Raw genomic sequence first — 25,103 nt, 5'->3', positions numbered from 1 at the left:
CTCCTCTTTTCTTTTCATCCACCGGATCAGAAATGCCCAATCAGTTCTTTTTCTGACAAGCCATTCAAAACCGGATGCAGGATCCCATCTCTCAGGATACAGGTCCGGGTACACAGCGACAGCTCCGGCCACTCATGGGACGCCAGAAGAACCAGTCCGCCGTCTTCCATGTGTTTTTTTACATAGCCGCGGATGATCTCCTTGCATTCCAAGTCCAGTGCGGCTCCCGGCTCATCCAGGATCAGCACCGGTGCACGGTTTGATAATGCGCAGGCAATGCTGAGCCGCTTCTTCATGCCTCCAGACAGCTTCTTCACCGTATAGTCCAGCATCTCCGGGATCCCAAGAAGCTTTGCCGTCCCGGATGACAGGCTTTCCCTGCAGTCCGCCCGATTCCCATGGTGCCATAAAAGCAGATTGTCACGGACGCTCAGTTCTTCGATCAGCGGATTCTCCTGAGGCACATAAGCCGTCAGCTCAGAAAATACGGACGGATGTCCGGACGCCTCCCGGCCCCGGTAACAGATACTCCCGGAATCCGCTTTGACAGCCCCGGCCAGAATGGACAAAAGCGTGGTCTTTCCGCAGCCATTCTTTCCAACAATTCCGATGCATTCTCCTGCATCTGCAGTTAGAGCCGCCCCATCCAGGATCTGACGCCCCCGGTATGACTTCCTGATCTGCTCCGCTATAAGCATATGCTCCTTAGCCTGTCCCATACCTCACCTGTTCCTTTCCATATGGATTCCATTAGTTTACCATTTTTCGACAATTCTGTACAGGTCTGTACATAAAATGTAAGTTTTTTGTCATAAACTGCATCCCGCAGCACCACTGTCAGCATGAATCACAGTAACAGGTTTCATTATAATCATGATTTCATGTGTTATCTTAAAATCTGCCGCAGACTGCTGACAAAAAAATATTTAAAAAGATCAGGATCGGGGCCGCACATGGATCCTGACTTCCAAACGCGGCCCCGATTCTGATCTTTATATATTTTTTACCGTCGCAATATCGATCAGCGTCAGCTCCTTTGCCCTGTTTTCCAGGCTGGTAGCCAGCGCCTCAGCCGTATCTAAGCTGGTCAGCACGTGAACGCCGGTCTCGATGGCATTCCTGCGGATAATAAAACCGTCGCGGCTCCGCTCTGCCCCCTGCTGCGGGATATCGATGACCAGATCGATCTCATGTCCCAGAATCAGATCCAGGATATTGGGAGATTCCTGCTCCAGCTTCCGGACCGTCAGAGCCTTTACCCCGTGGGCGTTAAGCGCTTTGGCAGTCCCTCTGGTGGCAAAGATCTTGTAGCCTGCCTTTTGAAACCGTCTGGCGATCTCAACCACATTTTCCTGCTCATCCTCACGGACAGTAATGATCATATTCTTATGCTTCGGCAGCTTCATGCCCGCACCCTCAAACGCCTTATAAAGCGCCTCGTTGAAGGTCTTTGCAATGCCAAGGCATTCTCCTGTAGACTTCATCTCCGGCCCCAGGCTGATATCTGCGCCGCGGATCTTCTCGAAGGAAAATACCGGCATCTTGATGGCGATATACTCGGATTTCTTCTGAAGGCCCGGCGTGTAGCCCAGCTCCTTTAAGGTGTGGCCGCAGATGACCTGGGTGGCTAACGGCACGATCGGGATCCCCGTTACCTTGCTGATATACGGCACGGTCCTGGAGGAACGCGGATTGACCTCGATGATGAAGACCTCCTCATCCGCCACAATAAACTGGATATTGATCATGCCCTTTACATGCAGGGCGCGCGCCAGTTTCTCCGTGTAGTCCACCAGCTTCGCCTCCACGGCCGGAGTGATACTGGGCGCCGGATATACGGAGATACTGTCTCCGGAGTGGACGCCGGTGCGTTCAATGTGTTCCATGATGCCCGGGATCAGGATATCCGTGCCGTCACAGACTGCATCCACCTCGATCTCCTTACCAATGATATATTTGTCTACCAGGATCGGGTGGTCCTGGGCGATCTGATTGATGATGCCGATAAATTCGTCGATATCATTGTCGCTGATACAGATCTGCATTCCCTGGCCGCCCAATACGTAGGACGGTCTTACAAGCACCGGATAGCCCAGCTCATTGGCCGCCTTCCTGGCCTCCTCCGCCGTAAATACCGTGTGGCCTGCGGGTCTCGGGATCTGGCACTCCTCAAGGATCTTATCAAACAGCTCCCGGTCCTCCGCTGCATCCACATCCTCCGCTGCGGTGCCCAGGATCGGCACGCCCATCTTCATCAGGGCTTCCGTCAGCTTGATGGCAGTCTGTCCGCCGAACTGTACCACGGCCCCGTCCGGCTTTTCGATGTCCACGATACTCTCCACATCCTCCGGGGTCAGCGGCTCAAAATACAGCTTATCTGCAATGTCGAAGTCCGTACTCACGGTCTCCGGGTTGTTGTTTACGATAATGGTCTCATAGCCTTCCTTTGAAAATGCCCAGGTGCTGTGCACGGAGCAGAAGTCAAACTCGATCCCCTGTCCGATCCGGATCGGCCCGGAGCCTAGCACCAGGACCTTTTTCCTGTCGTGAGTCTCAGCCGCCTCATTGATCCCGTCAAAGCAGGAATAGTAGTAGGGCGTCTCAGCGGCAAACTCCGCAGCACAGGTATCCACCATCTTAAATGCCGCCCGGATCCCATTTTCATGGCGCATCGCCTTCACTTTTTCCTGGGCTACACCGGTGAGCCTGGAGATCACATTGTCCGGGAATTCCAGACGTTTTGCTTCCTTTAAAAGCTCCGGGGTCAGCGGTCCCTTCTCCAGCGCAGCCTCCATCTCTACCAGGATCGCCAGCTTGTCGATAAACCAGTGGTCGATCTTTGTGATCTCATGGATCACATCGTAGGACATGCCGCGGCGCAGCGCCTCGGCGATCACCCAGATCCGGCGGTCGTCCACTTTTGCAAGCTGTTTCTTTAACCCGTCTTCGTCCAGATCCGTAAAATCATAGGACCGCAAACAGTCCACATGCTGTTCCAGGGACCGGATCGCCTTCATCAGACCGCCCTCAAAGTTGGTGCAGATGCTCATGACCTCCCCGGTCGCTTTCATCTGCGTTCCCAGGGTGCGCTTTGCACTGATGAACTTGTCAAAGGGCAGTCTCGGCATTTTTACCACACAGTAGTCCAGCATCGGCTCAAAGCTTGCGTAGGTCTTCTTCGTTACCGCATTTTTGATCTCATCCAGGGTATATCCCAGAGCGATCTTCGCCGCCACCTTTGCGATCGGATAGCCGGTAGCCTTGGAAGCCAGAGCGGAGGAACGGCTCACTCGCGGGTTCACCTCGATCACGCAGTATTCAAAGCTGGTCGGATGCAGCGCATACTGCACGTTGCAGCCCCCGGTGATGCCAAGCTCCGTGATAATGTTTAATGAAGAGGTACGAAGCATCTGGTATTCCTTGTCGCCCAGGGTCTGGGACGGAGCCACTACGATGCTGTCACCGGTATGAACGCCTACCGGGTCGATATTTTCCATATTACATACGGTGATCACATTGCCAGCGCCGTCGCGCATCACTTCATACTCGATCTCTTTCCATCCGGCGATGCAGCGCTCTACCAGAACCTGTCCGACACGTGACAGACGGAGACCATTCTCCAGGATCTCCCGGCATGTTTCCGGATTCTCCGCGATACCTCCGCCGCTGCCGCCCAGGGTGTATGCCGGACGCAGGACCACGGGGTAGCCGATCTTCTCCGCGATCCGCAGACCGTCTTCCACATTCTCCACAATGTCGGAGGGGGCTACCGGCTCGCCGATCTTCTCCATGGTCTCCTTAAACATCTCCCGGTCTTCCGCTTTTTTGATGGTCAGCGCGGTGGTTCCGATCAGGCGCACGTTGTTTTCCCTGAAAAATCCGGCCTCCTCAAGCTCCATGGCAAGGTTTAAGCCCGCCTGTCCGCCCAGGGTCGGAAGGACGCTGTCCGGCTTCTCCTTTTTGATCAGCTGCTCCACAACCTCCACGGTCAGAGGCTCGATATACACCCGGTCTGCAATATCCTTGTCGGTCATGATGGTAGCCGGGTTAGAATTAAGAAGCACTACCTCGATGCCCTCCTCTTTCAGAGAACGGCAGGCCTGGGTGCCCGCATAGTCAAACTCCGCGGCCTGTCCGATGATGATCGGGCCGGAACCCAGCACCAGAACTTTTTTTATCTCAGGATTTTTTGGCATTATTCATTCCCTCCCATCATGTTTAAAAACCGGTCAAACAGGTACGCAGAATCCTGCGGTCCCGGACAGGCTTCCGGGTGATACTGCACGGTAAATATATTCTTGCCGATATACTTAAGGCCCTCGTTGGTGCCGTCATTGACATTTACAAACGCAGGCACCGCCACCTTCTCATCCAGGCTTTCTGGATCCACCGCATAGCCGTGGTTCTGAGAGGAAATGTAGGCTCGTCCGGTCTCTAAATCCTTCACCGGATGATTGCCACCGCGATGACCGTATTTCAGCTTGAAGGTATCTGCGCCAGTAGCCAGCGCCATAAGCTGATGTCCCAGACAGATCGCAAAGATCGGGACATCTGACTGATACAGTTTGCGGATCTCTTCTATGATCTTAACATTCTCTTTGGGGTCCCCAGGGCCGTTGGACAGCATAATGCCGTCCGGGTCTGCTCCCAGGATCTCCTCCGCGGTGGTATCGCAGGGATAAACCGTCACTTCACAGCCTCGCTCACACAAAGAGCGGGCGATATTTTTCTTAGCCCCCAGATCCAGAAGCGCCACTCTCTTTACCGGCTTTTCAAACTCTGCCGCAGGCTTTAACACACAGGTTTCCTTACAGGAGGTCGCCTTTACCACGCCCTTTACGGTATAAGCCTTCATCCGGCTTAAAGGCTCTGCAAGATCAGCATACTCGTTTGTCGTGATCATGCCGTTCATTGTGCCTTTTTCTCTCAATATTTTTGTAAGGGCTCTTGTATCGATACCACTGATACCGGGAATATCATGTTTTTCCAAGAAATTCTGAATGGTATCCTCACTTCGGAAATTGCTGGGGATCCGAGATAATTCACGAACAATGTAGCCATCCGGCCACGGTCTTTCTGATTCCATGTCTTCATAACAGATGCCGTAGTTGCCAATAAGCGGATATGTCATCACCACTGCCTGTCCTGCATAGGAAGGGTCGGTAAGGACCTCTAAGTAACCGGTCATGGATGTATTGAATACGATTTCGCTGATAACTTCCCTTGCGGAACCGATACTCGTTCCTTCAAATACGGTGCCGTCTTCCAGAATGAGAAATGCTTTCATATATTGGGGTACCTGTCCTTTCTGAGTCAAAACTTTATAGCTGCATCATGCTTCTCTTTCGACAAAACATGTCTTCCATCGGGCGTTTTCGTGTCTAAGCCCAAATTGATAAGATTATACATGATTTCGATTTATTTTTCAAGAAGTTTTTTTATTAATTGTTCCGGCATGAAATGAAGACTGACGGTCCGGCCTGATGCCGGAATCATTGAGCCGCCAGGCTCGAGCATTTCCCCAGTAAGATGGTCTCCAACGAAAGCATTTCTCATTCGTTTATCAGGTTTCTATTTCCGATTCTTTCCCTTCCATTTCTCAAACAGTTCAGAGACCTTTTTATGATCCAGTTCACAGATGACCGACACATCCTCCACGGAAAATCCTCGCCGGAACATGTTATAAGCCGTTTTTTCCGCCTGAAGAAAAGCGCCTTCTGTCCTGCCTTCAGACTTTCCCACTTCTATGCCGTCTTCCCGTCCCGCCAGCCACTTGCTCTCCATCAGTTCCTCAAATGCTCTGCACATATTGATCTTCCCTCCCTCAATCCTAAGCTTGTCCTTCATGGTTTCAAAGTCCGGGATATCTCCCAGGGCCGCCATAGCCTCATAGGTATCCTCATCTAAACTTAAAAAATTATCGTTCTGCACAATCTGCTCCATTGAGTTCTTGTCTTTTATATTCTGCAAAAAGGTAAACAGCTCCCGCAGGTCGGTCCGGAACCGTTCTATCTCTTTAAACCTCCGCACATCCAGCACATAGATCCTGTAGTTGTTGAGCATCTGCTTCACCGGCTCCGGAAGAGCCTCATAATCCATCAATTCGTACAGTTCCCGCGCTCCCCGCCATTCCCCCTCCCCCAGCAGCTTCCGGGAGAATACATTGCCCATATATGGATATTGTAATAGAATTTACCGTGAAATACAAGACCATCCCCTCCACTGCTTTCCCTGTCTGTGATTATCCGGCGATCCGCCTGATTCATATCTTTGTGACTAAATAAGAGTTTTATCGATATCTGAAATATCAATGTGGGTATAGAATATCATATAATTTTCACAGATGCAACCTGATAATGTGGAAACTCAAGCATAATGGAAAAGATTTATTATAAAAATTCATATCTCCAGGCACATTGTTCCACAAAACAAATATATTAATAGTAATCACAAACTTTGAGGATTTCTATGAAAAAAGATATGAGAGCCACCGCCACAGAGCTTCCGTCCAGCGGTTTTCTACAGGTAAATGTAGTAAATATGGTCAATAATTTCCCCATTCGGGATGCAAGGATCTCTATCTCCTACTCCGGCGCTCCCACAAATACGCTTGAGGAACTGACTACCAACAGCTCCGGGCAGTCAGAGGACATCGAGCTTGCCGCTCCGCCGCTTGAATACAGCCTGGAACCTGGCAGCAATCAGCCTTATTCAGACTATACCCTGCGCATCACCGCGCCTGGTTTTAAGCCAACATTGATCGAGGGCACTGAGGTTCTGCCTGATGCCACCGCCATCCAGCCTGTGCGCTTAGAGCCGGAAGACGACCCGGAGGCAGTGGAAAATCCGATCATCATTCCGGAACACACCCTCTACGGCGACTATCCGCCCAAGATCGCAGAACCGGAGATCCAGCCGGTCGGGGAGAGCGGCGAGATTGTCTTGAGCCGTGTTGTAGTCCCGCAGACTGTCATTGTACACGATGGGGTTCCAACGGATGCCTCCGCCCCCAATTATTATGTGCCCTACCGGGATTACATCAAAAACGTGGCTTCCAGTGAGATCTATGCCACCTGGCCTCAGGCCACGATCACTGCGAATGTGCTTGCGATCATGAGCTTTACTTTAAATCGTGTTTATACAGAACACTACCGGAACCGGGGATATGATTTTACCATCACCTCTTCCACCGCTTTTGACCACAAGTGGATCTATGGCCGAAATATTTTTGAGAGTATTTCTGTGATCGTAGATGAGATCTTCGACAACTATCTGTCCCGCCCGGAGGTCAAACAGCCGATCCTCACCCAATACTGTGACGGCCGGAAGGTACAGTGCTTAAACCGGGGATGGATGACCCAGTGGGGTTCCTGCTCTTTGGGCGAGCGCGGCTACAGCCCCATTGAGATCCTGCGGCATTACTACGGCGACAGCATGTACATCAACACAGCCGAGGAAATCTCCGGAATCCCCGCCTCCTGGCCCGGATATGACCTGACCATCGGCTCCACCGGACAAAAAGTCCAACAGGTCCAGGAACAGCTTGACGCCATCGCAACCGTCTATTCCGCAATCCCGCGGGTAACGCCGGACGGAATCTACGGCCCGGCTACCGCCGCTGCCGTGAGCGAATTCCAGTCCATCTTCGGACTGCCTCAGACAGGCGTGATCGACTTTGCAACCTGGTATAAGATCTCCCATATTTATGTGGGCGTGTCCGGGATCGGAGAACTGAATCCGTAACACATTTAAAAAGCCGGAAGTCCGCAGCGGACTTCCGGCCTATAGGCTGTCCAAACATCATAGGAGAAAACATTCAGCCCCAGACAGACGTAACACATATGAAAATGGTAATACATGCCGCTATAAACGCAGCTGATATCATCCCGCCATATCTGACATTGACATCTTCTTTATGGCAGATGAACTCCTCCGGTTTATTCTCATTATAGTAAAGTTCAACCTCTTCACCAGGTTTTCCAGCCGAAAATATGGAAAATGGGACCCTGGCGTCAATCCCGCTGAAAGTATCACCCTCCACGGAAAACTCGTACACCATGTACCGGAGCACCGAATACTTTAGCCCGTACTCCTTCGCCGGCCCCCTTGTATTGATATTCCCAATCCCATCAAAACAAAGTCCCTTTGACAGATAACGGATCGTACCCATGGTCCGCCTTGTACATCTCGAATCCATTTCCGTTATTTTTGACTTTCCTTTGATGTAAGAGCTGATCCCTGCATACAACAGGATGATCCAAAGTATAACAATGGCATATATCAAATCTCTGTCCAAAACGATCCTCCCCGACCTGTATCCTGATCCGATCTGCAGTCACCTCGCCGTGACATCATACTCCAACTGACAGTCGAAAGGTTCCCGCTTTACATGCGCCGGATCATACTCTTTTGCCTCTACACAGCCCAGGCTTTGGTAAAATGCCTGGGTTTCCACTGCGGAGTGACCGGATATATAAATCTTTTCCCTGCCATTTTCCCTGGCAAAATCCGCAGCCATGGAAAACAGCTTCTTTCCTATCCCATGCCCTCGCATATCATGGGATACATGGATACTTGACAAGTCCATATACTGCCCCCGGCTGCCAAGCGGCGCCTGTTCCACAGAAACAAACCCTGCAAGGCGCTGACCAAAAAATGCCCCCATAACCAGTCCTCCTGTCTCAGCTGTGTTTTGCAGACACCGGATCAGCTCTTTGTATTCCGCTTCTCCCCAGTCGTCCACAAATGCGGCGTCCCGGATCACCCACTCTCCGTGTTCCCGGCGCCAGCACTTTGTCACCTTCTGGGTCCTGATAAATCCGTCAAACAGGGAACGGGTGATATCCTGGCTTTTCAGTCTCTTATATACAATCATTTCCATCTCTCTCCATAGTTGTCTTCTTCTATCTTCCTGCCGCATCTCTCCTGGATAAACATACAGAACTGTTCTGGAATGGCCACCTCTCTCATATCAAAATCCAGGACATAGGCAGTCCCTTCCGGGCGCTCCATCAAAAACAGCAGATACTGCCCGCAGAGAACGAGCCTCCTGATATTTTCATAGCCATAGGTGATCGAGCCTCCCTGCATGCACTTTTTAAAACAGGTATCATAAAAACGAAACTCCCATGCCTCCTCACAGGCTTCCCTCCGCTGCTTATTCCAGTCCCTTCGGACTTCCCTTTTCAGCTTTTTCCGAATAGCTCGCTTTCTGTTGCCCCAGCCGGTAAATCCCAGGCACAGGACAAACAGGATACCTTCCGTCAACAGGAAGTATGGAAATACCATATGCCAAACAGCTCCTGACTGCTGCACAAACAGCACCCAGATCAGAATGATCGTTGTCGCTCCAAACGGAAACAGGAACTCTTTCCAGATCCAGCTTCTGTCTTTATTTCCCCCATTGCTCCAAGTTTCACACAGTTTTGCAGCATACGCCCCTTCCATCGACCTATGGCGGCAAATCGTAAATGCGGCAGCCATCCCGTTTGAGGATAGGGGGATGACTCTCTGGCTTCCTGCAGCTTCTTTAGCCAGCCTGACCGACTTCTGCATAAAAGCACAAAATTCTGACGGATTCCCTTCTAAAAAACTTTTCTTAGGAAGGATCATAGTGTTTCCATTATTCATTTGCAGAATAAACTGATTTTCCTGTTCTTTGATATCTGCAATTTCTACGCAGGGGATCTCTACGGTACAGGAAGTTTTTTCCACCAGAATATGATCTTCGTAAAACCATATATCCTGACAAAACTGCGTTCTTTTTTCAGGGTCATTCCAGGAATGTTTCAGATAAAAGATACACAACAATGCAACGGCGGCTATAGCCGCAGCCATCAATACTGCAGTGGCCGCCACCCAGACCAATAACCGGGGCAGCATATGTTCAAAATGCGGGAGCCACCGTGACATGGAAGACAACAGCCACAGCGACAGAAACGCCCATATGGCCCAGACCTTCCAGGAGCTTTTGCTGAACCATATTTTTCTGCTGAACATCGTTTGAAATACCAGTTTCCACATTCCCACAGGCATTTCATCTGCCCGTTCTATGCGCACGTAAAAAAAAGAATTTTGTTTTCCCATAGTGTCACCTGCCGCATTCCATAACCGCTGTCTCAAATCTGCTGTTATTTCTCCAGCCGAAATGCATACTCGTTCACAAACCGTTCGTACTCTCCCTCTGACTCTACATACCGGCCATTTCGATTGACCGCAATAGAAATATAGTAGGCGCCTGAGGGAAGTTCTGATACATACTCCATAAAACCTGCCATGGAATTTACCATTTGATCCCCGCCATCTTTCTCCCCGTCAGGATAGATGCGCTCCAGGCTCCCATACTCACGATCAAACAGATCTATATAATAAAGTGAAACATCATCTGGTAGATCCACAGAAAAGTCATCCTTCCACTGGATATCCGGCAGCTGATCCGCCACCTGGGGAAGCTGATGAGAAAGCCTCGCGCCATCTGCGCTGAGCCATGCCTTAGCGCTCTTTTCATAGGTCATGGCAGATACAACAATTTCATATGGACATATACTTTTGTCCCCCTGCCGGACTGTAACCTTACTTTCAGCTGCACTCTCCTGCGTGCTTTCTGACGCTGTAGTTTGCGGTATCATATGACAGCCCGTGATTCCAAAGCCCGCCGCCGTTACAACTGCTGATAATATGACAATGATATGACCGTACTTCATCATCTGCCTCCCTGAATGATTCCTTCTGGTCACACAGGTGTCCGCACCTCGATCAGATTCCCATCCGGATCGTAAAGGCGGATCATCTTCTGCCCCCATGTGTGCTCCGTCAGCCGGTTCACATACTGGATCGGCTCTTTATAATTCTCCAGCTTTGCTGCAAATCCCACGATGTCCGGTTCTTCAAAGTAAAGCTCCGCCGCATGGTTCCTCGAAATGATCTCCTTTCCAAGAACATGCTCCCATGCGGAGGCGTCCTGAAGTACCAGCCCCTCCGATAATATGGCATTGCCCTCCTGGTCCAGAATGACATCTAAACCGAACAGATCTTTATAGAAAGCCTTTGACCGCTCCATGTCATTTACCACGATCAGTATATTTTTTAATTTCACTCCAGTTCTCCTCTAACCTATTTCTTGTGCCACTTATAAAATTCCTTCAGCTCTGCTTTCCTGTCTTCCGGCAGCATCGTCTTCTTAACCCCCTTAAGCGCGCCTTCCAGCGCCAAAAGCCGGTGGATACAGGCAGAATCGTCAATCTCCTGGATCTTTAACCACGCCTGTTCCGCTCCCAGCTCTTTTAAGTCTTCAAACGTATGGATTCCCACCTGGTTCAGCTGTTCTTCTACTACTTTTCCAATATTCGGCAATCCTGAAAGCTCTCCCATCTCCACATTTCCTCCTTCATATCCGTCTTCTATTCACACATTTCCGGATGGCTTCCTGTCAACTCCCAAGATCTCCAGCAATTCCATACAGGAGTTGTCTGCGCCTTCTTTAAATACCGCAATATGATTCACATCGCTGCTCCGATCCGTGAATGCCGGAAACAGAAAACCGCATGTGGGCTCTCCCGGCTCATATTCCCCTGATAACGGGCAGATGGCGCAGATCATATAGGTATACACCTCCTCCGAATCCCACAGGCTCTCCTTGTCGGAAGCCTTCAGGGGGACGTCATAGCTGCCATGGTATACTAAAATGGCATACTCCGAATCCGCCCGATATTTTTCCATTATAATATCATAGAAGGTGTCCATCAGGGCATCATTTTTCAGCCCGCACTCCCGCATCCCCATGAGCAACTGCCACATGCTGCCCGGCTTCCGTGTATTTTCTGAAAATCCATATTTCTTCAGATTCTGATTGGTCTCCGCAAATAAAACCGCCTTGGCCAGCTTCAGCTTCTTCATCCGCTCCTGTGCTGATAATTTCAGAAAATTCGTATTAAAACTCCCATCAAAATCTCCGTCCCTGTCCACATAACAGCCCGCGATCCTTCCGATGGAATTGCGGGAAAGAGTCAGCCGTCTGGTCAGCTCCATCATATCATCTCTGTTGATTCTGTCACTCATGTTCTGTCAACTCCATATTTTCTATATTGTTGCCGCTGTCAATTTCCGCTGGTATCAGTCTCCACCGGTATCGATCCTCTCCGGTTACAGGACCATGACCAGAGTCCCAACACCGATCAGCACGCATCCGATCAATGATTTTGCCGTAAACTCCTCATGCAAAAAAACAAAAGCAAGCACCAGTGTGATAATGACACTAAGCTTATCGATCGGCACCACCTTGGAGGCATCCCCCATCTGCAGAGCCCGGTAGTAGCACATCCATGACGCACCTGTTGCCAGTCCCGACAGGATCAGGAAGATCCAGCTCTTCTTACTGATCTCAGAGATACCGCTCTGGGTATTGGTCAGAAATACCATCCCCCACGCCATAATGACGACCACCACAGTCCTGACCGCCGTTGCCAGATTGGAATTCACTCCCTCAATTCCCACCTTTGCCAGAATTGAGGTCAGCGCCGCAAATATGGCAGACAACAATGCAAATAATATCCACATACTCCATTTACCTCCCATTTTTAATCATCATTGCTTTTTCCGGTACTTTTCTTCTATGACCAGGGTATAAACTGCCATAGCCACAATCGTTTCTATCATCACACCTATTACCGAAAACATCACAAGCGGGGAACCCTGCCCCTCAAGCAAAGGCAGCCCCAGCACAATGAAAACAATTCCATACACGCAGAATAGCTTACCCATGGCACCATTATATTTCTTACAATCCGACACCTCAAACATCCTTGCATTAGCCCAGAATCCCACCGGTTTCCTTAAACAGAAAGAAAAAACCCCAAAACCGATTATCACAATCCCGGCTGCCGCCCATATGATAAATCCAGACATTTCATCTCCTCCTAAGAAAATCCCCATGGTATTCTGTCATTCATGCTTATCCATTTCCTTTCCTACTTTTCTGGTCAGCCAAAACTGATAAACCGGCGCCGCAAAGATAAAACACATGCCAATCCATATCCGGTCCGGAAACAGACGGACCAGTATGGCGGCTGCCAGAAAACAAAAAAGCGCTCCATATGGAGCAATGGGAGCAAATCTCCCGAACAGCTCCTGGTATACCCGTTTCCCCTTCTCAGAATTTTCCATATCCTTTTTGTAACCCTCGTCAGTTAAAGCGGCATGCATCCCCTTCCATACAAAATATATAAAAATCACAAGCCATAAATAGCTCAATATCTGCCCCTGGATCATTCCATACACTGAAAAGATAATACCCGCCCCTCCTGCCAGTACCGTCACCAATAATGTCTTCCAACTGTAAACCTTCATATAGTCTCCTCCGCTCAATACAGCAAGGTTCCCAAAACACCCGCAAAAACGATCAGCAAAACAGGGGATATTTCCCGTCTGCTGACACACCGGCTGACTCCTGCCGCTGCTGCCAGAAAAATGACGATGGCACACGCCTTCCAGTCCACGCTCGGAATCCCGACTGCCGGAAAAACAGCTTTTATCACCATAAAAACACCTGTTGCGAGGATGATTCCCATCAGACATGGTTTTACACCTTTTAAGACTGCCTGTACGATCCGGTTCTTCAGAAATCCATGCAGCATCGATGTGATCACCAGAATGATTAAAAATGACGGCAGCACTACCCCCAGCGTAGCAACGGCAGCGCCCGGTATCCCCGCCTGGCTGTTCCCGATATACGTTGCGGTGTTGACCATGATCGGTCCCGGCGTGGATTCGCTGATCGCTACGATATTGGAAAACATGGCTTCGTCCATCCACCCATGGGCCAGCACACTCTCCTGAATGAGCGGTACTGCCCCGTACGCCCCGCCAAATGCAAACATTCCAATCTTAAAAAATGCCAGAAACAGAGAGATGTATATCATGATGCCGCCCCTTTCCGCTCCTGCAGAAAGTAAAGAAAATATCCAAACACCCCTGCGGTCACGATCAGGTAGATCGTTGAAAACCGGATGCCCTGAAGATCAAGCGCCAGTGTGATGCCAAAGGACACTGCTACAAAGCTGACACTTCGGATCCTGGCCGGGATATCTGCTGAAGATTTCTTAAGCATCTTGCAGATCATCTTTACGGCCGCCCGAACGATCAGGAACCCTACGGCTACCCGAATCCCCCGAAATGCACTTACAACTACTGGATATTTCAGCAGATTCTCCATACACATGGAAATGACCAGAATAATAAAAAACGACGGCAGTATCATTCCCAGCGTTGCCATCACAGCTCCGGCGACACCTGCCTTCCTGTAGCCGGTATAGGTGGCACAGTTGATCGCGATCGGTCCGGGAGTGGACTCTGCAATCACGGTAATATCCATCAGCTCATCTGAGGTGATCCACTGTTTCTTTTCCACACACTCATGGTCTATGAGCGAAATCATTGCATATCCGCCCCCAAAGGTAAAGGTCCCGATCTTTGCAAATGTGAAAAAAAGTTCACGCAGCAGTGCCATGTCAGATATTCCTTTCTGAAATATTGTTTTGTCTTCACTAAGTGTTCATATTATACCATCACGGAATATAGATGTCACTCTTTTACTCCTTAAAACAGAAAACAAAAAACCAAAACTACAGTGCTGTCAAATCCACTGTAGTTTTGGTTCTGGCGATCCTTCTTTTTAAATCGGAATCCTGCCTATTTCACACATGCTTCTGTGAACTTCCGGATATTAGAAGCATTTACAAACTTCTCAACCTTCCCGTCCTTCACGATCACCAGGGTCGGCGCCTGCATAATGCCAAACTGGCTGGTAAGCTCCGGATTCTCCTCCGCATCTACCACTTTATAGTCCACATCCTTCAAAAACTCCTTTGCCATCTTGCAGTTAGGACAGGTCTTTGTTGTGAACAGATACGCGCCGGACTCAGTCCGGGACTGAGCTGACTCCACTGCTCCTTCATTCCCGGTCAGAGCCTCCGACAGCTGCCTTGCAGCTTCCGGGTTCTTCCTCAAGACAGAGTGAGTCACATCATATGCGGTACGGTTCTTGTACTCCTGGGTCTTGCCCTCGTTCCAGTTCTTCACCGGACGATAGTACCCGGTGATACGGCTGTATACCTCGGCTTCCCGTCCGCAGATCGGACAGGTCTTGTGCTCGCCGATCAGATACCCGTGGTCCCTGCAGATCGAATAAGTGGGCGACAACGTATAATACGGCAGGCGGTAGTTCTCCGCAACGGTCCGCACCAGCTTTGCTGCGGCCTTCCAGTCAGGCAGCTTCTCTCCCAGGAATGCATGGAACACGGTCCCTGATGTGTACAGGGTCTGAAGCTGATCCTGGATATCCAGCGCCTCGAAAATGTCCGCGGTATAATCCACCGGCAGATGGGAGCTGTTGGTATAGTAAGGGGTGTCTCCCTTGCAGCCCGCTGTCTTGATGTCCGGGTATTTCTTCACATCATGTTTTGCCAGACGATAGGTAGTGGACTCCGCAGGGGTTGCCTCAAGGTTATATAAGTCGCCATACTGCTCCTGGTACATCACCAGACGCTCCCTCATATGGTTCAGCACATCCTTGGTAAACTGCTGGGTCTCCGGGTCCGTCATATCCTTTCCGATCCATCTGGCATTTAAGCCCACCTCATTCATACCGATCAGCCCGATGGTGGAAAAATGATTCTCAAAGCTGCCCAGATACCTCTTTGTATAGGGATACAGACCGCCGTTTAAAAGCTTCGTGATCACTTCCCGCTTCACCCTTAAGGAACGGGCCGAAATATCCATCATATTGTCCAGCTTATCGTAAAAATCCTCTTCATCCTTTGCAAGATATGCGATCCTCGGCATATTGATGGTCACAACGCCTACAGATCCGGTGCTCTCGCCGGAACCGAAGAATCCGCCGGTCTTCTTGCGCAGCTCCCGAAGGTCCAGGCGCAGACGGCAGCACATGCTGCGCACATCGCTCGGCTCCATATCGCTGTTGATATAGTTGGAAAAATACGGGGTGCCGTACTTGGAGGTCATCTCAAACAGCAGCCGGTTGTTCTCCGTGTCTGACCAGTCAAAATCCCTGGTAATGGAATAGGTAGGGATCGGATACTGGAAACCGCGGCCGTTGGCATCGCCCTCGATCATGGTCTCAATAAATGCCTTATTGACCATATCCATCTCGCGTTTGCAGTCCTTGTACTTAAAATCCATCTCCTTGCCGCCCACGATCGCCGGAAGCTCCGCCATATCATTCGGAACGGTCCAGTCCAGGGTGATGTTGGAGAACGGTGCCTGGGTCCCCCAGCGGCTTGGAGTATTGACGCCGTAAATGAAGGATTCAATACATTTCTTTACTTCCTGATAGGTTAGGTTGTCCGCTTTCACAAATGGAGCCAGATAGGTATCAAAGGAAGAGAATGCCTGGGCGCCCGCCCACTCATTCTGCATAATGCCCAGAAAGTTCACCATCTGGTTGCAGAGCACGGATAAATGCTTCGCCGGTGCAGAGGTGATCTTGCCCGGGATACCGCCCAGCCCTTCGATCAAAAGCTGCTTTAAGGACCAGCCTGCACAGTATCCGGTCAGCATGGACAGATCGTGGATATGGATATCCGCATTGCGGTGTGCCTCCGCGATCTCCTGGTCGTAGATCTCAGACAGCCAGTAGTTGGCAGTGACCGCACCGGAGTTGCTTAAGATCAGTCCCCCCACAGAATATGTAACAGTGGAATTCTCCTTGACACGCCAGTCTTCCACCTTCACGTAGCTGTTCACCACATCCTTGTAATCCAGGATGGTCGTCTTCATGTTGCGGATCTTCTCCCGCTGCTTGCGGTACAAAATATAAGCCTTCGCCACATCCGTATAACCGGTCTGCTCCAGCACATGCTCGACACTGTCCTGTATCTGCTCTACGGAAATACTGCCCTCATGCATCTTCCCCTGGAAATCAGAGGTCACACGCAGAGACAGCAGCTCCAGTATCTCGTTGTTGTAATCCTTTCCCGTAGCCTTAAATGCTTTCTTAATCGCCTCTGTGATCTTATTCAGACTAAACTCCGCAACTTCCCCGTCGCGTTTTACTACATTGATCATGAAATCCCTTTCTCCTTTCGCACCTGCCGGTTCAACCACCGAATACTCCCAAAAAATTCACCGCGATCATCGCGCTATGTTATAGATTATAGCAGAGCCAAAAAGAAAACACAATATCTAGTTTTGCTCAAAAACGCGAAACATAGATATTGTGTCTTATCACATTTTCTTATAACTGATCTGTCCAACGGGACATCACGGTTTTGTCACCAGACCGGCGAATAATTCTGCCGGAACATAGGCTTTTACGGCGATTCCGTCCGCCTCGTACTCCTCCGAGAGCAGCTCCCCATACTTCCGAATCGTCTGAATCTTTCCCGCTTCCTGGTAAGAAAAGAGACGTTCCAGATACACTTTCTGACTTCTTAAGATCTTTTCCAGGGTATCTATAAGCTCTCCTAATCCTTCCCCGGTTTTTGCAGAGATCCGCACCTGATAATCCGACTTAAGATCTCTCGGAAATTCATCATCTGTTTTTTTGTCCGTCTTATTGAAGACCGTGACGATGATCTTGTCCTCCACTTCCAGCTCACGCAGGGTTTCATACACCACATGCATCTGCATATCCATATTGGGGTTGGAGCAGTCCACTACGTGAAGGATGATATCACTGTATTTTGCTTCCTCCAGCGTGCTCTTGAACGCTTCGATCAGATGGTGGGGCAGCTTCCGGATAAATCCTACGGTATCCGTCAGAAGAATCTTCTGTCCGCTCTCCAGCTCCAGGCCGCGGGTGGTCGGGTCCAGGGTTGCGAACAGCTTATCTTCCGCCAGTATCCCTGCATCCGTCAGACGATTTAACAGTGTGGACTTCCCCGCATTAGTATAGCCCACGATCGCGGCAACAGGCGTGTGGGCCTTTTCCCGCTGTTTCCGTATCACATCCCGGTGGCGCTTCACTTCCTCCAGCTCTGCTTTCAGCTGTCCGATCCGCTCATGGATCAGACGACGGTCCATCTCCAGCTTTTTCTCACCCGGACCTCTGGTCCCGATGCCGCCGCCCAGACGGGACAGGGAGCTTCTAAGTCCCACCAGCCGGGCTGCCCGGTACTTGAGCTGGGCCAGCTCTACCTGGATCTTCCCCTCGCTGGTGGTAGCCCTTGCCGCAAAGATATCCAGGATGACCATAGTCCGGTCCATGACCTTGGTATCCAGCGCATCCTCCAGATTCCGAAGCTGGGCCGGAGAGAGTTCATCATCACAGACAACTCCGGTGGCGTTAAGCTCCCAGATACGCTCCCGAACCTCCTCGATCTTTCCCTTTCCCAGATAGGTTCCCGGATGGATCCGCTCCCGGTTCTGCATCATCTTGTCCACGGTCACGGCTCCCGCTGTCTTGACTAACTCCTCCAGTTCGTCCAGAGAGGCCGCCGTATCATCCTCGTCGCTTAAACTGACTGCGATCAGGATCACTCGCTCTTCTACTTCTTTTACTTCTATAAGTTCTGCCATCTATACTCCTTAATGACTGCCCTGGCGGGTCTTTAAAAAGGCAATCTCCCGTTCTGCGGTCTCATCCGCGCCATATTTCTGCACATATGCTTCAAACAGCTCCAGGGCCTTTGCATAGTCATGCTTGTACTCCCAGGCAGCCGCCTCATTGAACGCAAGCTCCCTGCCCGCCGATTCTTCCGCAAATGTCTTTCCCTGCTCAATGTATTCCAGCGCCCGGTCGTACTGTCCGGCTTCGATCTGTTCCTTCGCCATCCGGTTGTAAACGGTCCCCTGAAGCACCTCTAAGTCCAGCGCCGCTCCATAATCGCCTGCCTCTACCAGACAGAGTACCATGCCCTTTTTGTATTCAGCATTGTCTTTGTCTTCTTTTAAAAGAAGCTCATAGGTATTCTTTGCTGCCGGATAATCCTCCTGCTTATATTCTGCCTCGGCCCGGTAAAGTAATACATCTTTTTCAAAGGCCCCGATCTTTCCGTCCGCTTTTAAAAGCGCCTGGTCAAAGCTTACGATCGCCGCCTCATAATCGCCCTGCTCCATGGCCTCGATCCCTGCTGATGCGAAGGCCTGCTTCTCTTTTAAATTCCTGTAATGGACCACGCCAAAGCTGGTCCCGCCCGCAATCAGCAAAATCACCAGCAGCAAACTGCCCAGGATCATCCTGCGCTGTCTCTGTTTCCTCCTGCGCCGGGCCATGGCGCGCGCCCTTGCCTGTCCGGAAGGCATCTGTCCCTGCCTGGCATCTCCTGTTTCCGGTTGAAAACGCCTGCGTTCCGGCTGAGCGGATGCCGTCTGACCACGCCTGCGTTCCGGCTGTCCAGACATCGTCTGGCTGCGCCTGCGCCCCTCATTCTCTCTCTCGTATCGTTCCACGTCAGTCTGCTTTCTCTACTTTCTGCCGGTGCTTCCATGACCGCCCCGGTCCTCATGTCCAAGTGACTCTACTTCATCAAATACAATCGCCGGCTGGTGCTCCATAATACGGAACTGGCAGATCCGGTCTCCTGCATGGATCTGCGTATCCCGCATGGCATAAGCCGGGAAAAACCACTGGTCATTATCCCCACAGTAGGTCTCATCGATCACACCCATATGGTTCGTCTGAATAATCCCAAAATTCTTATATGTACTGCTTCTCGGAACAACATGCGCCTCATAACCCTTTGGCAGCTCCATGGCAACTCCCAGAGGGATCAGCTTGAACTCTCCCGCTGCAAGCTCCAGATCCTCTGCCGCCCGCAGATCGATCCAGTCCGATTTACCACCTATGTATGTGAGTTTTTCTATGTTGTCATTAAAATATTTAATCCTGATCTTCGGCATCTCTGCTGCTCCTCTCATCCTCATCTGTTTCCTGCCGCTTGCCGGCTGTCCCTGCTGCAGGAGTCTCCGTCTCCTCAGACGCTGCTGCCTCTTCCAACGCGACCACCGTCTCCGCTGACGCTGCTGCCTCTTCCGCCAACTCCTCTACCGCAGGCATTTCCCCTTCAGAGACTTCCTCTCCCTCCTCAGGAACCTCATTCAGCTTCATCTGCAGCTCTTCTTCCACTTCCTGAATGATCTCTTCCTCCTGCTCCGGGTTCATGGTCGGCAGATCGGTCGCCGACCCAACGCCGAATCTCCGCAGGAACTCTTCTGTGGTGGCAAATAGTGCCGGCCTTCCCGGTGCATCCAGACGGCCCACCTCATAGATCAGCCCATACTCCACCAGACGGTTCACCGCATGGTCGGAGGACACGCCTCTTATCTTGGATATCTCCATCTTTGTAACCGGCTGCTTGTACGCAATGATCGACAGAGTTTCCAGAACAACGTCCGTGAGCACATGCTTTTTAGGCGTCGCTGCAACCCGGATCAGATTTTCATAGAACCTGGCCCGTGTACTCATCTGATAAGAGTCCTCCAGGGCAATGATCTGCATCCCTCGGTTTTCAAGCTCATACCGCTTCTGCAGGTTTTCTACAATCCGTCTCGTCACTTTTTCGCTCTGGTCAATGGCGACCGCCAGCTGACGCAGCTCCACAGAATTCCCCATGGTAAACAACACGGCTTCCACAATCGCCTCCCAGTCGCTCTCCGGGAATATCCCGCCAGTTTCCTCACGGTCCTTTTCAGCATCACCTGGCGCCGCTCCGGCGTCCAGCTTGTCCAGGAGCGCCTCCGCTTCCATCTCAGCATGTCTCGCTTCTATGGCAGCCAGATCGAAATCATCATCCTCTTCAAATAAACTTCCCATCTATCCCTCCAGACCTGCAATTTCCTCCAGGTCAAGTTCTGTTTCCTCTCCCTCAGCCTCCAGGGTCTCGATATACATATCGTCAAACGTATGCTCCTGGGTCAGCTGGATCTTCCCCATCTTCATCAGCTCCAGGATCGCCAGGAATGTCACGACCACTTCCAGCTTGTCGCTCTGCCGCTCCAGCATCTGCCGGAAGCTGAAGCTGCGGTGCTTCCTGGCATACCCCAGCACATTTAAGATCTTGTCCTCAAGGCTCACAGGCTCTTTTTTTATGGTGCCAAAGCTGCTGCGGATCGGGTCCACCTTGTCCTGCTGCCGTTTCATCACAGACTCAAAGATCCGCTGCAGCCGCGCTAACGTCAGGCCATCTAAAAGATTGTCAAGATCCACCGGCGGCTCGTATTTCGCCACCTCTTTCGGCACAGTCGGCGCTTTGAAGAGCAGTCCCTGTGCATTCTCTTCCATGTCGGCAAGCTCCTGCGCCATCATCTTGTATTTCTTATACTCCAGAAGACGCGCCACCAGCTCCGCACGCGGGTCTTCCTCCTCGCCCTCCTCATCCACCGGGGCGGGAAGGAGCATCCGGGATTTGATGTCCAGAAGGGTGGCTGCCATCACCAGGAAGTCGCTGACAATGTTTAAGTCTTCCTTATCCATCTGGTTCATATAATCCAGATACTGCTGGGTGATCTCCACGATCGGAATATCGTAAATATCCACCTTATTCTTATCAATCAAATGCAACAACAGGTCCAGGGGACCTTCAAACTTTTCCAGCTTGTACGATATTGATACTGCCATGACGCTCCTGTCCTGTTCCCTAAAATCGCCATTCCGGGCTGTTCCCGGATTCTCACGTATCTACCAGTATAACAAAAAACCCCTGTTCTGTAAATAAAGAAGAGCCTGAGTTTCCGCATTTTGCAGCGGCGGCGGGCGGCGGTTCGGATAAACTGGTTTTTGTTCCGGTTTCGGTCTTAAGAATCTGTAAGCCCTCAGAATTTTCTTAAAAACCTGCCAGCGGAAAGGGCAACTCGCTAACGCTCAGACACCCCCTTCCGCTGTCAGAACAGAAAATCCTGAGGACTAACAGCTTCTAAAGACCTGCAAAGTCACAAAAACCAGTTTATCCGAACCGCCGCCCGCCGCCGCTGCAAAATGCGGAAACTCAAGGGAACAGGGATTTCTACAACAGCCAAAACTTTATCATCAGTCATTTTCCGGCCTTAACCGCACAACGACCACCTGTGGTTTATTAAAAATACGGATATTGATGGAGTGGGTACCCAGTCCCCGGCTGACGATCATATAGCGGCCGTTTTGTTCGAATGTTCCTGCGCATACCGGCAGGAAAAACTGGTACTGGGGCGTCATCACTCCGCCCAGTCCGGGTATCCTTATGGTACCTCCATGAAAATGGCCCGAAAGTGTAAGGTCCGCTCCCCAATCCGCACAGGCGTCGAAAAAGAGCGGGGAATGCGCCATCAGGATCTGGAAGCGGCTGCGATCCGCATTTCCCAGGTGTTTCGTCAAGTACTCTGCTTTCATCCTCGCCGGGACCAGATCCCGGTAGTATTTCTGATCAATGTCCAGTCCGCTGATGCAGATGTCGTCCCCGGACTGTACGGTACGGTTGGAAAGATAACAGATCCCATACGCTTTCAAAAGCGCCTGAAACTCTCCATACAGGCTGCCATATACCGTACGTTCCCTGCGCATGCGCTGCTCGTGGTTCCCATTGCCGTAGAATATCCGGAAGGACGCGGCAGGGCCGGAAGAGCCATCCTCTTTCAGTATCCTGCAAAGCCCGTCAAGAAGCCGCTCCGTCACATCCAGCTTTGCAGCACCGGCCTTTGCTACCATGGTGTCGCCTCCGATCAACACCAGGTCCGGCCTTACGTCACGGAGAACCTGGAACAGCCTCTCATTTTCCCTTCCAAACTCTTTATCATGCAGGTCTGACAAAAAAACCACCGTCCTGGCTTTCTTTATCTTCGGGGATATGATCTCAGTCTCTTCCACGGTCAGGCAGTCCCTTTCATAGCGGGAACGGGCCAGGCCTCCGGCTGCACCCGCGGCTCCAGCCGCCAGCAGTGCAGATATCACTTTTACAGATGAACTCACTTAAGATACGCCCTCCAGCAATTCCTTTACTTGAAACAGGGATGAACATACACTGTCCACCCGGCTGCGGAGCGCCTCGTCGGGCTGGGTCAGATCCGGCACCATGACCGTGATAAAACCACCCCGGAGCCCTGCCTCCAGACCGTTTAAACTGTCTTCTAAAACCATACAGTTTTCCGGTCTTTCTCCCAGAGCCTCCGCAGACTTTAAGAACACCTCCGGGTCCGGTTTTGCATGAACCACCATATCCCCGGTAATGATATAATCAAAATAATCTTCAATCCCCGCTTCTCTTAAATTCTCCAGGGAATATTCTTTTGTGCTGGCAGTAGCCATGGCAATCTTGTAGCCATGCTCCTTTAAAAATGCCAGAAGCTCCTTAAGGCCCGGCTTCACCGGAATCCCCCGCTGCCTCAGCATGGCCTCAAAACGCTCCTGCTTTTCCTCTTTAAAACGCACGTAATCCACAGAGCCGCCCAACTCCTGGCGGAACCGCTCTGCCGCATCCCGCACATTCATGCCGCGTACGGTACTTAAGAATTCCTCCTCTAAGTGGATTCCCCACTCCTCTCCCACCAAATGCCATGCCTCCACCGATATGCGCTCTGTGTCGAACATCAGTCCATCCTGGTCAAATATGACCGCTTTCACGTCTCTGTTTATCATTCGTATCTGCCTCTCAAACCTCCGGTCCTCCGGATTATTCAAATCAAATCGCAACCGGTCAGTACCCTCACCGCTGCATCAAATCTATTATAAGCTTACCGGATATATGGCGCAAGCTCCAATCGGATAAAATATCCCTGCTCATGGCTGCATACCGGACATTTCGGCGGCGCCTGCGTGCCGGTAAACACGTAGCCGCAGTTGAGGCACATCCATCCGGTCTCCACATCTGATACAAACAGTTTGTTCTGCTCTAAATAATCCGCGAACATCTGGAACCGGTCTCCGTGGATCCGCTCAATATCCGCAACCTTATAGAAGGTTCCCGCAATCTGGCTAAAGCCCTCCTCCTTCGCGATATTTCCGAAATTCCGGTATACATCCTGGTATTCTTCATACTCATTATGTCTTGCCGCTTTTAAAAGGTCCAGGCTTTTATCATACTGGTCCACCGGATAACCGCCGTCAATAAAAATATTCTGTCCGCAAAGCTCCTTTAAATAATTATAGAAGATTTCCGCATGTTCCTTTTCCTGCTCCGCCGTAAACAAAAAGGCAGATCCGATCACCGGATATCCCTCTGCTTTCGCCTTACCCGCCGAAAATGTATAACGGTTTCTGGCCTGGCTCTCGCCTGCAAATGCGCGCATCAGATTCTTTGCTGTCTCGCTGCTTTTTAAATCCATAATGAAAAGCCTCCTTTTATTTTCTCTGCTTTTCATTAATATCTCCCAGCCCCGCCAGATTATTCCACTATTTTCTGTTCTGGAATACTGGATCTGCCGGATGTCCGCCGGTCAGCTTCTGCATGGTGCGCTGCACCGCATCCTTCGACTGCTTCCAGTCCGCATCCTTGTTGCGGTAATCATATTTCTCGATCAGCCAGTCAATATCTGCCTGGATCCGGTCTAAATTCTTCTCCATCAGCCCGCCCAGTCTGGGTACCCACGCTTCTCTTTCCGCCGGATTCAATTTTTCCTCGCAGATCTCTAAAACGTCAGCAAAATGGTGCAGGCAAAAACCGTTGGACTCCATCAAAAGTGCTCCAAAAGCAGCGTCCTCCCGCAGCATATACACAAACGTATCCAGCATCCGTCCATAGATTTCCTGCATCCGGCTGCAGATATAGCAATGATCCTCCTCCGAAAGCAGCCATTCTCCCACAGCTGATCTGGTATTTTTGCTGCCGCCTGCCTTTATGGCAGAAAACAGGGATATCTTCCCGGCAGTTTTCTTAGGGCTGCTTCCATGACCATACCGCTTCATCTGCTCCTTGAATTCCCGGTTCATGTGTTCCATCCGGGATTTGAGAATCCACGCGTTGCCCAGAGTGTTTCCATAATCATACATCATCTTTGTGTGATGGCGGCAAAAACCTTTTTCACTGGTCTTCTCCCGGATGTCACTTTCCATATAGGACGAACCCAGCACGAATTCCAGATTTTCCTGTTCCAGCTTGCGCTCCAGCCAGCAGAACAGGCACTCGTCTCCCGCCTTTACCGCATCTGTCAGTTCGATCGTATATAATTTTTCTTTCATCATC

At 50.8% G+C, this 25,103-nt stretch carries 27 protein-coding genes; 1 reads left to right on the top strand and 26 read right to left on the bottom strand.

Annotated features, from left to right (window positions below):
* Nucleotides 1-26: 26 nt before the first annotated feature.
* The 4 genes from AB1I67_RS11045 to AB1I67_RS11030 all read right to left on the bottom strand — a co-directional run bounded on the left by AB1I67_RS11045 (nucleotide 27) and on the right by AB1I67_RS11030 (nucleotide 6,171).
* Complete coding sequence (locus AB1I67_RS11045) at nucleotides 27-719, bottom strand: ABC transporter ATP-binding protein (protein WP_367029921.1); 693 nt, start codon at nucleotides 717-719, stop codon at nucleotides 27-29.
* Between the two features lie 273 nt (nucleotides 720-992).
* Nucleotides 993-4,196, bottom strand: coding sequence for a carbamoyl-phosphate synthase large subunit (gene carB, locus AB1I67_RS11040; protein WP_367029920.1), 3,204 nt, complete (start codon nucleotides 4,194-4,196; stop codon nucleotides 993-995).
* On the bottom strand, nucleotides 4,196-5,287 hold the full coding sequence (locus tag AB1I67_RS11035) for a carbamoyl phosphate synthase small subunit (RefSeq protein ID WP_367029919.1): 1,092 nt from the start codon (nucleotides 5,285-5,287) through the stop codon (nucleotides 4,196-4,198). Before AB1I67_RS11035 ends, carB begins: the two co-directional genes overlap by 1 nt.
* A gap of 284 nt (nucleotides 5,288-5,571) precedes the next feature.
* Nucleotides 5,572-6,171: a hypothetical protein gene (locus tag AB1I67_RS11030; RefSeq protein ID WP_367029918.1), complete on the bottom strand. Its 600-nt coding sequence runs from the start codon at nucleotides 6,169-6,171 to the stop codon at nucleotides 5,572-5,574.
* 297 nt (nucleotides 6,172-6,468) lie between these two features.
* Between AB1I67_RS11030 and AB1I67_RS11025 the strand changes: the two genes are divergently transcribed.
* The gene (locus tag AB1I67_RS11025) at nucleotides 6,469-7,743 is read left to right on the top strand and encodes a peptidoglycan-binding protein (protein ID WP_367029917.1); all 1,275 of its coding nucleotides are present in this window, start codon (nucleotides 6,469-6,471) and stop codon (nucleotides 7,741-7,743) included.
* Nucleotides 7,744-7,816: 73 nt separating this feature from the next.
* Here the strand turns inward: AB1I67_RS11025 and AB1I67_RS11020 are convergent, their stop codons facing one another.
* From AB1I67_RS11020 to AB1I67_RS10915, 22 genes are all read right to left on the bottom strand, one after another.
* Complete coding sequence (locus AB1I67_RS11020) at nucleotides 7,817-8,296, bottom strand: DUF3592 domain-containing protein (protein ID WP_367029916.1); 480 nt, start codon at nucleotides 8,294-8,296, stop codon at nucleotides 7,817-7,819.
* Between the two features lie 39 nt (nucleotides 8,297-8,335).
* The gene (locus AB1I67_RS11015) at nucleotides 8,336-8,875 is read right to left on the bottom strand and encodes a GNAT family N-acetyltransferase (RefSeq protein ID WP_367029915.1); all 540 of its coding nucleotides are present in this window, start codon (nucleotides 8,873-8,875) and stop codon (nucleotides 8,336-8,338) included.
* Nucleotides 8,872-10,086 (bottom strand): YcxB family protein, encoded by a 1,215-nt coding sequence (locus AB1I67_RS11010; RefSeq protein ID WP_367029914.1) that lies wholly within the window; start codon nucleotides 10,084-10,086, stop codon nucleotides 8,872-8,874. Before AB1I67_RS11010 ends, AB1I67_RS11015 begins: the two co-directional genes overlap by 4 nt.
* 44 nt (nucleotides 10,087-10,130) lie before the next feature.
* Nucleotides 10,131-10,706: a hypothetical protein gene (locus AB1I67_RS11005; RefSeq protein ID WP_367029913.1), complete on the bottom strand. Its 576-nt coding sequence runs from the start codon at nucleotides 10,704-10,706 to the stop codon at nucleotides 10,131-10,133.
* Between the two features lie 26 nt (nucleotides 10,707-10,732).
* Nucleotides 10,733-11,095 (bottom strand): VOC family protein, encoded by a 363-nt coding sequence (locus AB1I67_RS11000; protein WP_367029912.1) that lies wholly within the window; start codon nucleotides 11,093-11,095, stop codon nucleotides 10,733-10,735.
* 17 nt (nucleotides 11,096-11,112) lie between these two features.
* The gene (locus AB1I67_RS10995; protein WP_367029911.1) at nucleotides 11,113-11,370 is read right to left on the bottom strand and encodes a TfoX/Sxy family protein; all 258 of its coding nucleotides are present in this window, start codon (nucleotides 11,368-11,370) and stop codon (nucleotides 11,113-11,115) included.
* A gap of 33 nt (nucleotides 11,371-11,403) precedes the next feature.
* Nucleotides 11,404-12,057 (bottom strand): DUF4317 family protein, encoded by a 654-nt coding sequence (locus tag AB1I67_RS10990; RefSeq protein ID WP_367029910.1) that lies wholly within the window; start codon nucleotides 12,055-12,057, stop codon nucleotides 11,404-11,406.
* An 84-nt stretch (nucleotides 12,058-12,141) separates the two neighbouring features.
* Nucleotides 12,142-12,555 carry an EamA family transporter gene (locus AB1I67_RS10985; protein ID WP_367029909.1) on the bottom strand — a complete coding sequence of 138 codons (414 nt, stop codon included), beginning with the start codon at nucleotides 12,553-12,555 and terminating at the stop codon, nucleotides 12,142-12,144.
* Between the two features lie 27 nt (nucleotides 12,556-12,582).
* Nucleotides 12,583-12,903 (bottom strand): hypothetical protein, encoded by a 321-nt coding sequence (locus AB1I67_RS10980; RefSeq protein WP_367029908.1) that lies wholly within the window; start codon nucleotides 12,901-12,903, stop codon nucleotides 12,583-12,585.
* A gap of 36 nt (nucleotides 12,904-12,939) precedes the next feature.
* Nucleotides 12,940-13,344 carry a hypothetical protein gene (locus AB1I67_RS10975; RefSeq protein WP_367029907.1) on the bottom strand — a complete coding sequence of 135 codons (405 nt, stop codon included), beginning with the start codon at nucleotides 13,342-13,344 and terminating at the stop codon, nucleotides 12,940-12,942.
* 14 nt (nucleotides 13,345-13,358) lie between these two features.
* The gene (locus AB1I67_RS10970) at nucleotides 13,359-13,916 is read right to left on the bottom strand and encodes a chromate transporter (protein ID WP_367029906.1); all 558 of its coding nucleotides are present in this window, start codon (nucleotides 13,914-13,916) and stop codon (nucleotides 13,359-13,361) included.
* Nucleotides 13,913-14,503, bottom strand: coding sequence for a chromate transporter (locus AB1I67_RS10965; RefSeq protein WP_367029905.1), 591 nt, complete (start codon nucleotides 14,501-14,503; stop codon nucleotides 13,913-13,915). Before AB1I67_RS10965 ends, AB1I67_RS10970 begins: the two co-directional genes overlap by 4 nt.
* Before the next feature lie 182 nt (nucleotides 14,504-14,685).
* Nucleotides 14,686-17,079 (bottom strand): ribonucleoside triphosphate reductase, encoded by a 2,394-nt coding sequence (locus AB1I67_RS10960; RefSeq protein ID WP_367029904.1) that lies wholly within the window; start codon nucleotides 17,077-17,079, stop codon nucleotides 14,686-14,688.
* A 195-nt stretch (nucleotides 17,080-17,274) separates the two neighbouring features.
* Nucleotides 17,275-18,531 (bottom strand): GTPase HflX, encoded by a 1,257-nt coding sequence (hflX, locus tag AB1I67_RS10955; protein ID WP_367029903.1) that lies wholly within the window; start codon nucleotides 18,529-18,531, stop codon nucleotides 17,275-17,277.
* A 9-nt stretch (nucleotides 18,532-18,540) separates the two neighbouring features.
* On the bottom strand, nucleotides 18,541-19,404 hold the full coding sequence (locus AB1I67_RS10950) for a tetratricopeptide repeat protein (protein ID WP_367029902.1): 864 nt from the start codon (nucleotides 19,402-19,404) through the stop codon (nucleotides 18,541-18,543).
* 15 nt (nucleotides 19,405-19,419) lie between these two features.
* Nucleotides 19,420-19,854: a dUTP diphosphatase gene (locus AB1I67_RS10945; protein ID WP_367029901.1), complete on the bottom strand. Its 435-nt coding sequence runs from the start codon at nucleotides 19,852-19,854 to the stop codon at nucleotides 19,420-19,422.
* Nucleotides 19,835-20,767, bottom strand: a complete 933-nt coding sequence (gene scpB, locus AB1I67_RS10940) for an SMC-Scp complex subunit ScpB (RefSeq protein ID WP_367029900.1) — start codon at nucleotides 20,765-20,767, stop codon at nucleotides 19,835-19,837. The genes AB1I67_RS10945 and scpB overlap by 20 nt, the downstream gene beginning before the upstream one ends.
* Entirely contained in the window at nucleotides 20,768-21,571 is an 804-nt protein-coding gene (locus tag AB1I67_RS10935; protein WP_367029899.1) for a segregation/condensation protein A, read from the bottom strand.
* Between the two features lie 408 nt (nucleotides 21,572-21,979).
* On the bottom strand, nucleotides 21,980-22,894 hold the full coding sequence (locus tag AB1I67_RS10930; RefSeq protein ID WP_367029898.1) for a metallophosphoesterase: 915 nt from the start codon (nucleotides 22,892-22,894) through the stop codon (nucleotides 21,980-21,982).
* Complete coding sequence (locus tag AB1I67_RS10925; RefSeq protein ID WP_367029897.1) at nucleotides 22,895-23,560, bottom strand: HAD family phosphatase; 666 nt, start codon at nucleotides 23,558-23,560, stop codon at nucleotides 22,895-22,897.
* Between the two features lie 95 nt (nucleotides 23,561-23,655).
* Nucleotides 23,656-24,246 (bottom strand): rubrerythrin, encoded by a 591-nt coding sequence (rbr, locus tag AB1I67_RS10920; RefSeq protein WP_367029896.1) that lies wholly within the window; start codon nucleotides 24,244-24,246, stop codon nucleotides 23,656-23,658.
* 67 nt (nucleotides 24,247-24,313) lie between these two features.
* On the bottom strand, nucleotides 24,314-25,102 hold the full coding sequence (locus AB1I67_RS10915) for a DUF6062 family protein (protein ID WP_367029895.1): 789 nt from the start codon (nucleotides 25,100-25,102) through the stop codon (nucleotides 24,314-24,316).
* Nucleotide 25,103: the final 1 nt, after the last annotated feature.

The organism is Clostridium sp. AN503, from assembly GCF_040719375.1.
Classification (GTDB): domain Bacteria; phylum Bacillota; class Clostridia; order Lachnospirales; family Lachnospiraceae; genus Brotaphodocola.
The sequence above is the reverse complement of the archived record's forward strand: the minus strand, read 5'-3'. Positions and strand labels throughout refer to the sequence as shown.

Coding starts and splice junctions, on each gene's coding strand:
- AB1I67_RS11045 (WP_367029921.1), bottom strand. CDS start 719: ATGGGACAGGCTAAGGAGCATATGCTTATAGCGGAGCAGATCAGGAAG.
- carB (WP_367029920.1), bottom strand. CDS start 4,196: ATGCCAAAAAATCCTGAGATAAAAAAAGTTCTGGTGCTGGGTTCCGGC.
- AB1I67_RS11035 (WP_367029919.1), bottom strand. CDS start 5,287: ATGAAAGCATTTCTCATTCTGGAAGACGGCACCGTATTTGAAGGAACG.
- AB1I67_RS11030 (WP_367029918.1), bottom strand. CDS start 6,171: ATGGGCAATGTATTCTCCCGGAAGCTGCTGGGGGAGGGGGAATGGCGG.
- AB1I67_RS11025 (WP_367029917.1), top strand. CDS start 6,469: ATGAAAAAAGATATGAGAGCCACCGCCACAGAGCTTCCGTCCAGCGGT.
- AB1I67_RS11015 (WP_367029915.1), bottom strand. CDS start 8,875: ATGATTGTATATAAGAGACTGAAAAGCCAGGATATCACCCGTTCCCTG.
- AB1I67_RS11010 (WP_367029914.1), bottom strand. CDS start 10,086: ATGGGAAAACAAAATTCTTTTTTTTACGTGCGCATAGAACGGGCAGAT.
- AB1I67_RS11005 (WP_367029913.1), bottom strand. CDS start 10,706: ATGATGAAGTACGGTCATATCATTGTCATATTATCAGCAGTTGTAACG.
- AB1I67_RS10995 (WP_367029911.1), bottom strand. CDS start 11,370: ATGGGAGAGCTTTCAGGATTGCCGAATATTGGAAAAGTAGTAGAAGAA.
- AB1I67_RS10990 (WP_367029910.1), bottom strand. CDS start 12,057: ATGAGTGACAGAATCAACAGAGATGATATGATGGAGCTGACCAGACGG.
- AB1I67_RS10985 (WP_367029909.1), bottom strand. CDS start 12,555: ATGTGGATATTATTTGCATTGTTGTCTGCCATATTTGCGGCGCTGACC.
- AB1I67_RS10980 (WP_367029908.1), bottom strand. CDS start 12,903: ATGTCTGGATTTATCATATGGGCGGCAGCCGGGATTGTGATAATCGGT.
- AB1I67_RS10975 (WP_367029907.1), bottom strand. CDS start 13,344: ATGAAGGTTTACAGTTGGAAGACATTATTGGTGACGGTACTGGCAGGA.
- AB1I67_RS10970 (WP_367029906.1), bottom strand. CDS start 13,916: ATGATATACATCTCTCTGTTTCTGGCATTTTTTAAGATTGGAATGTTT.
- AB1I67_RS10965 (WP_367029905.1), bottom strand. CDS start 14,503: ATGGCACTGCTGCGTGAACTTTTTTTCACATTTGCAAAGATCGGGACC.
- AB1I67_RS10960 (WP_367029904.1), bottom strand. CDS start 17,079: ATGATCAATGTAGTAAAACGCGACGGGGAAGTTGCGGAGTTTAGTCTG.
- hflX (WP_367029903.1), bottom strand. CDS start 18,531: ATGGCAGAACTTATAGAAGTAAAAGAAGTAGAAGAGCGAGTGATCCTG.
- AB1I67_RS10945 (WP_367029901.1), bottom strand. CDS start 19,854: ATGCCGAAGATCAGGATTAAATATTTTAATGACAACATAGAAAAACTC.
- scpB (WP_367029900.1), bottom strand. CDS start 20,767: ATGGGAAGTTTATTTGAAGAGGATGATGATTTCGATCTGGCTGCCATA.
- AB1I67_RS10935 (WP_367029899.1), bottom strand. CDS start 21,571: ATGGCAGTATCAATATCGTACAAGCTGGAAAAGTTTGAAGGTCCCCTG.
- AB1I67_RS10925 (WP_367029897.1), bottom strand. CDS start 23,560: ATGATAAACAGAGACGTGAAAGCGGTCATATTTGACCAGGATGGACTG.
- rbr (WP_367029896.1), bottom strand. CDS start 24,246: ATGGATTTAAAAAGCAGCGAGACAGCAAAGAATCTGATGCGCGCATTT.
- AB1I67_RS10915 (WP_367029895.1), bottom strand. CDS start 25,102: ATGATGAAAGAAAAATTATATACGATCGAACTGACAGATGCGGTAAAG.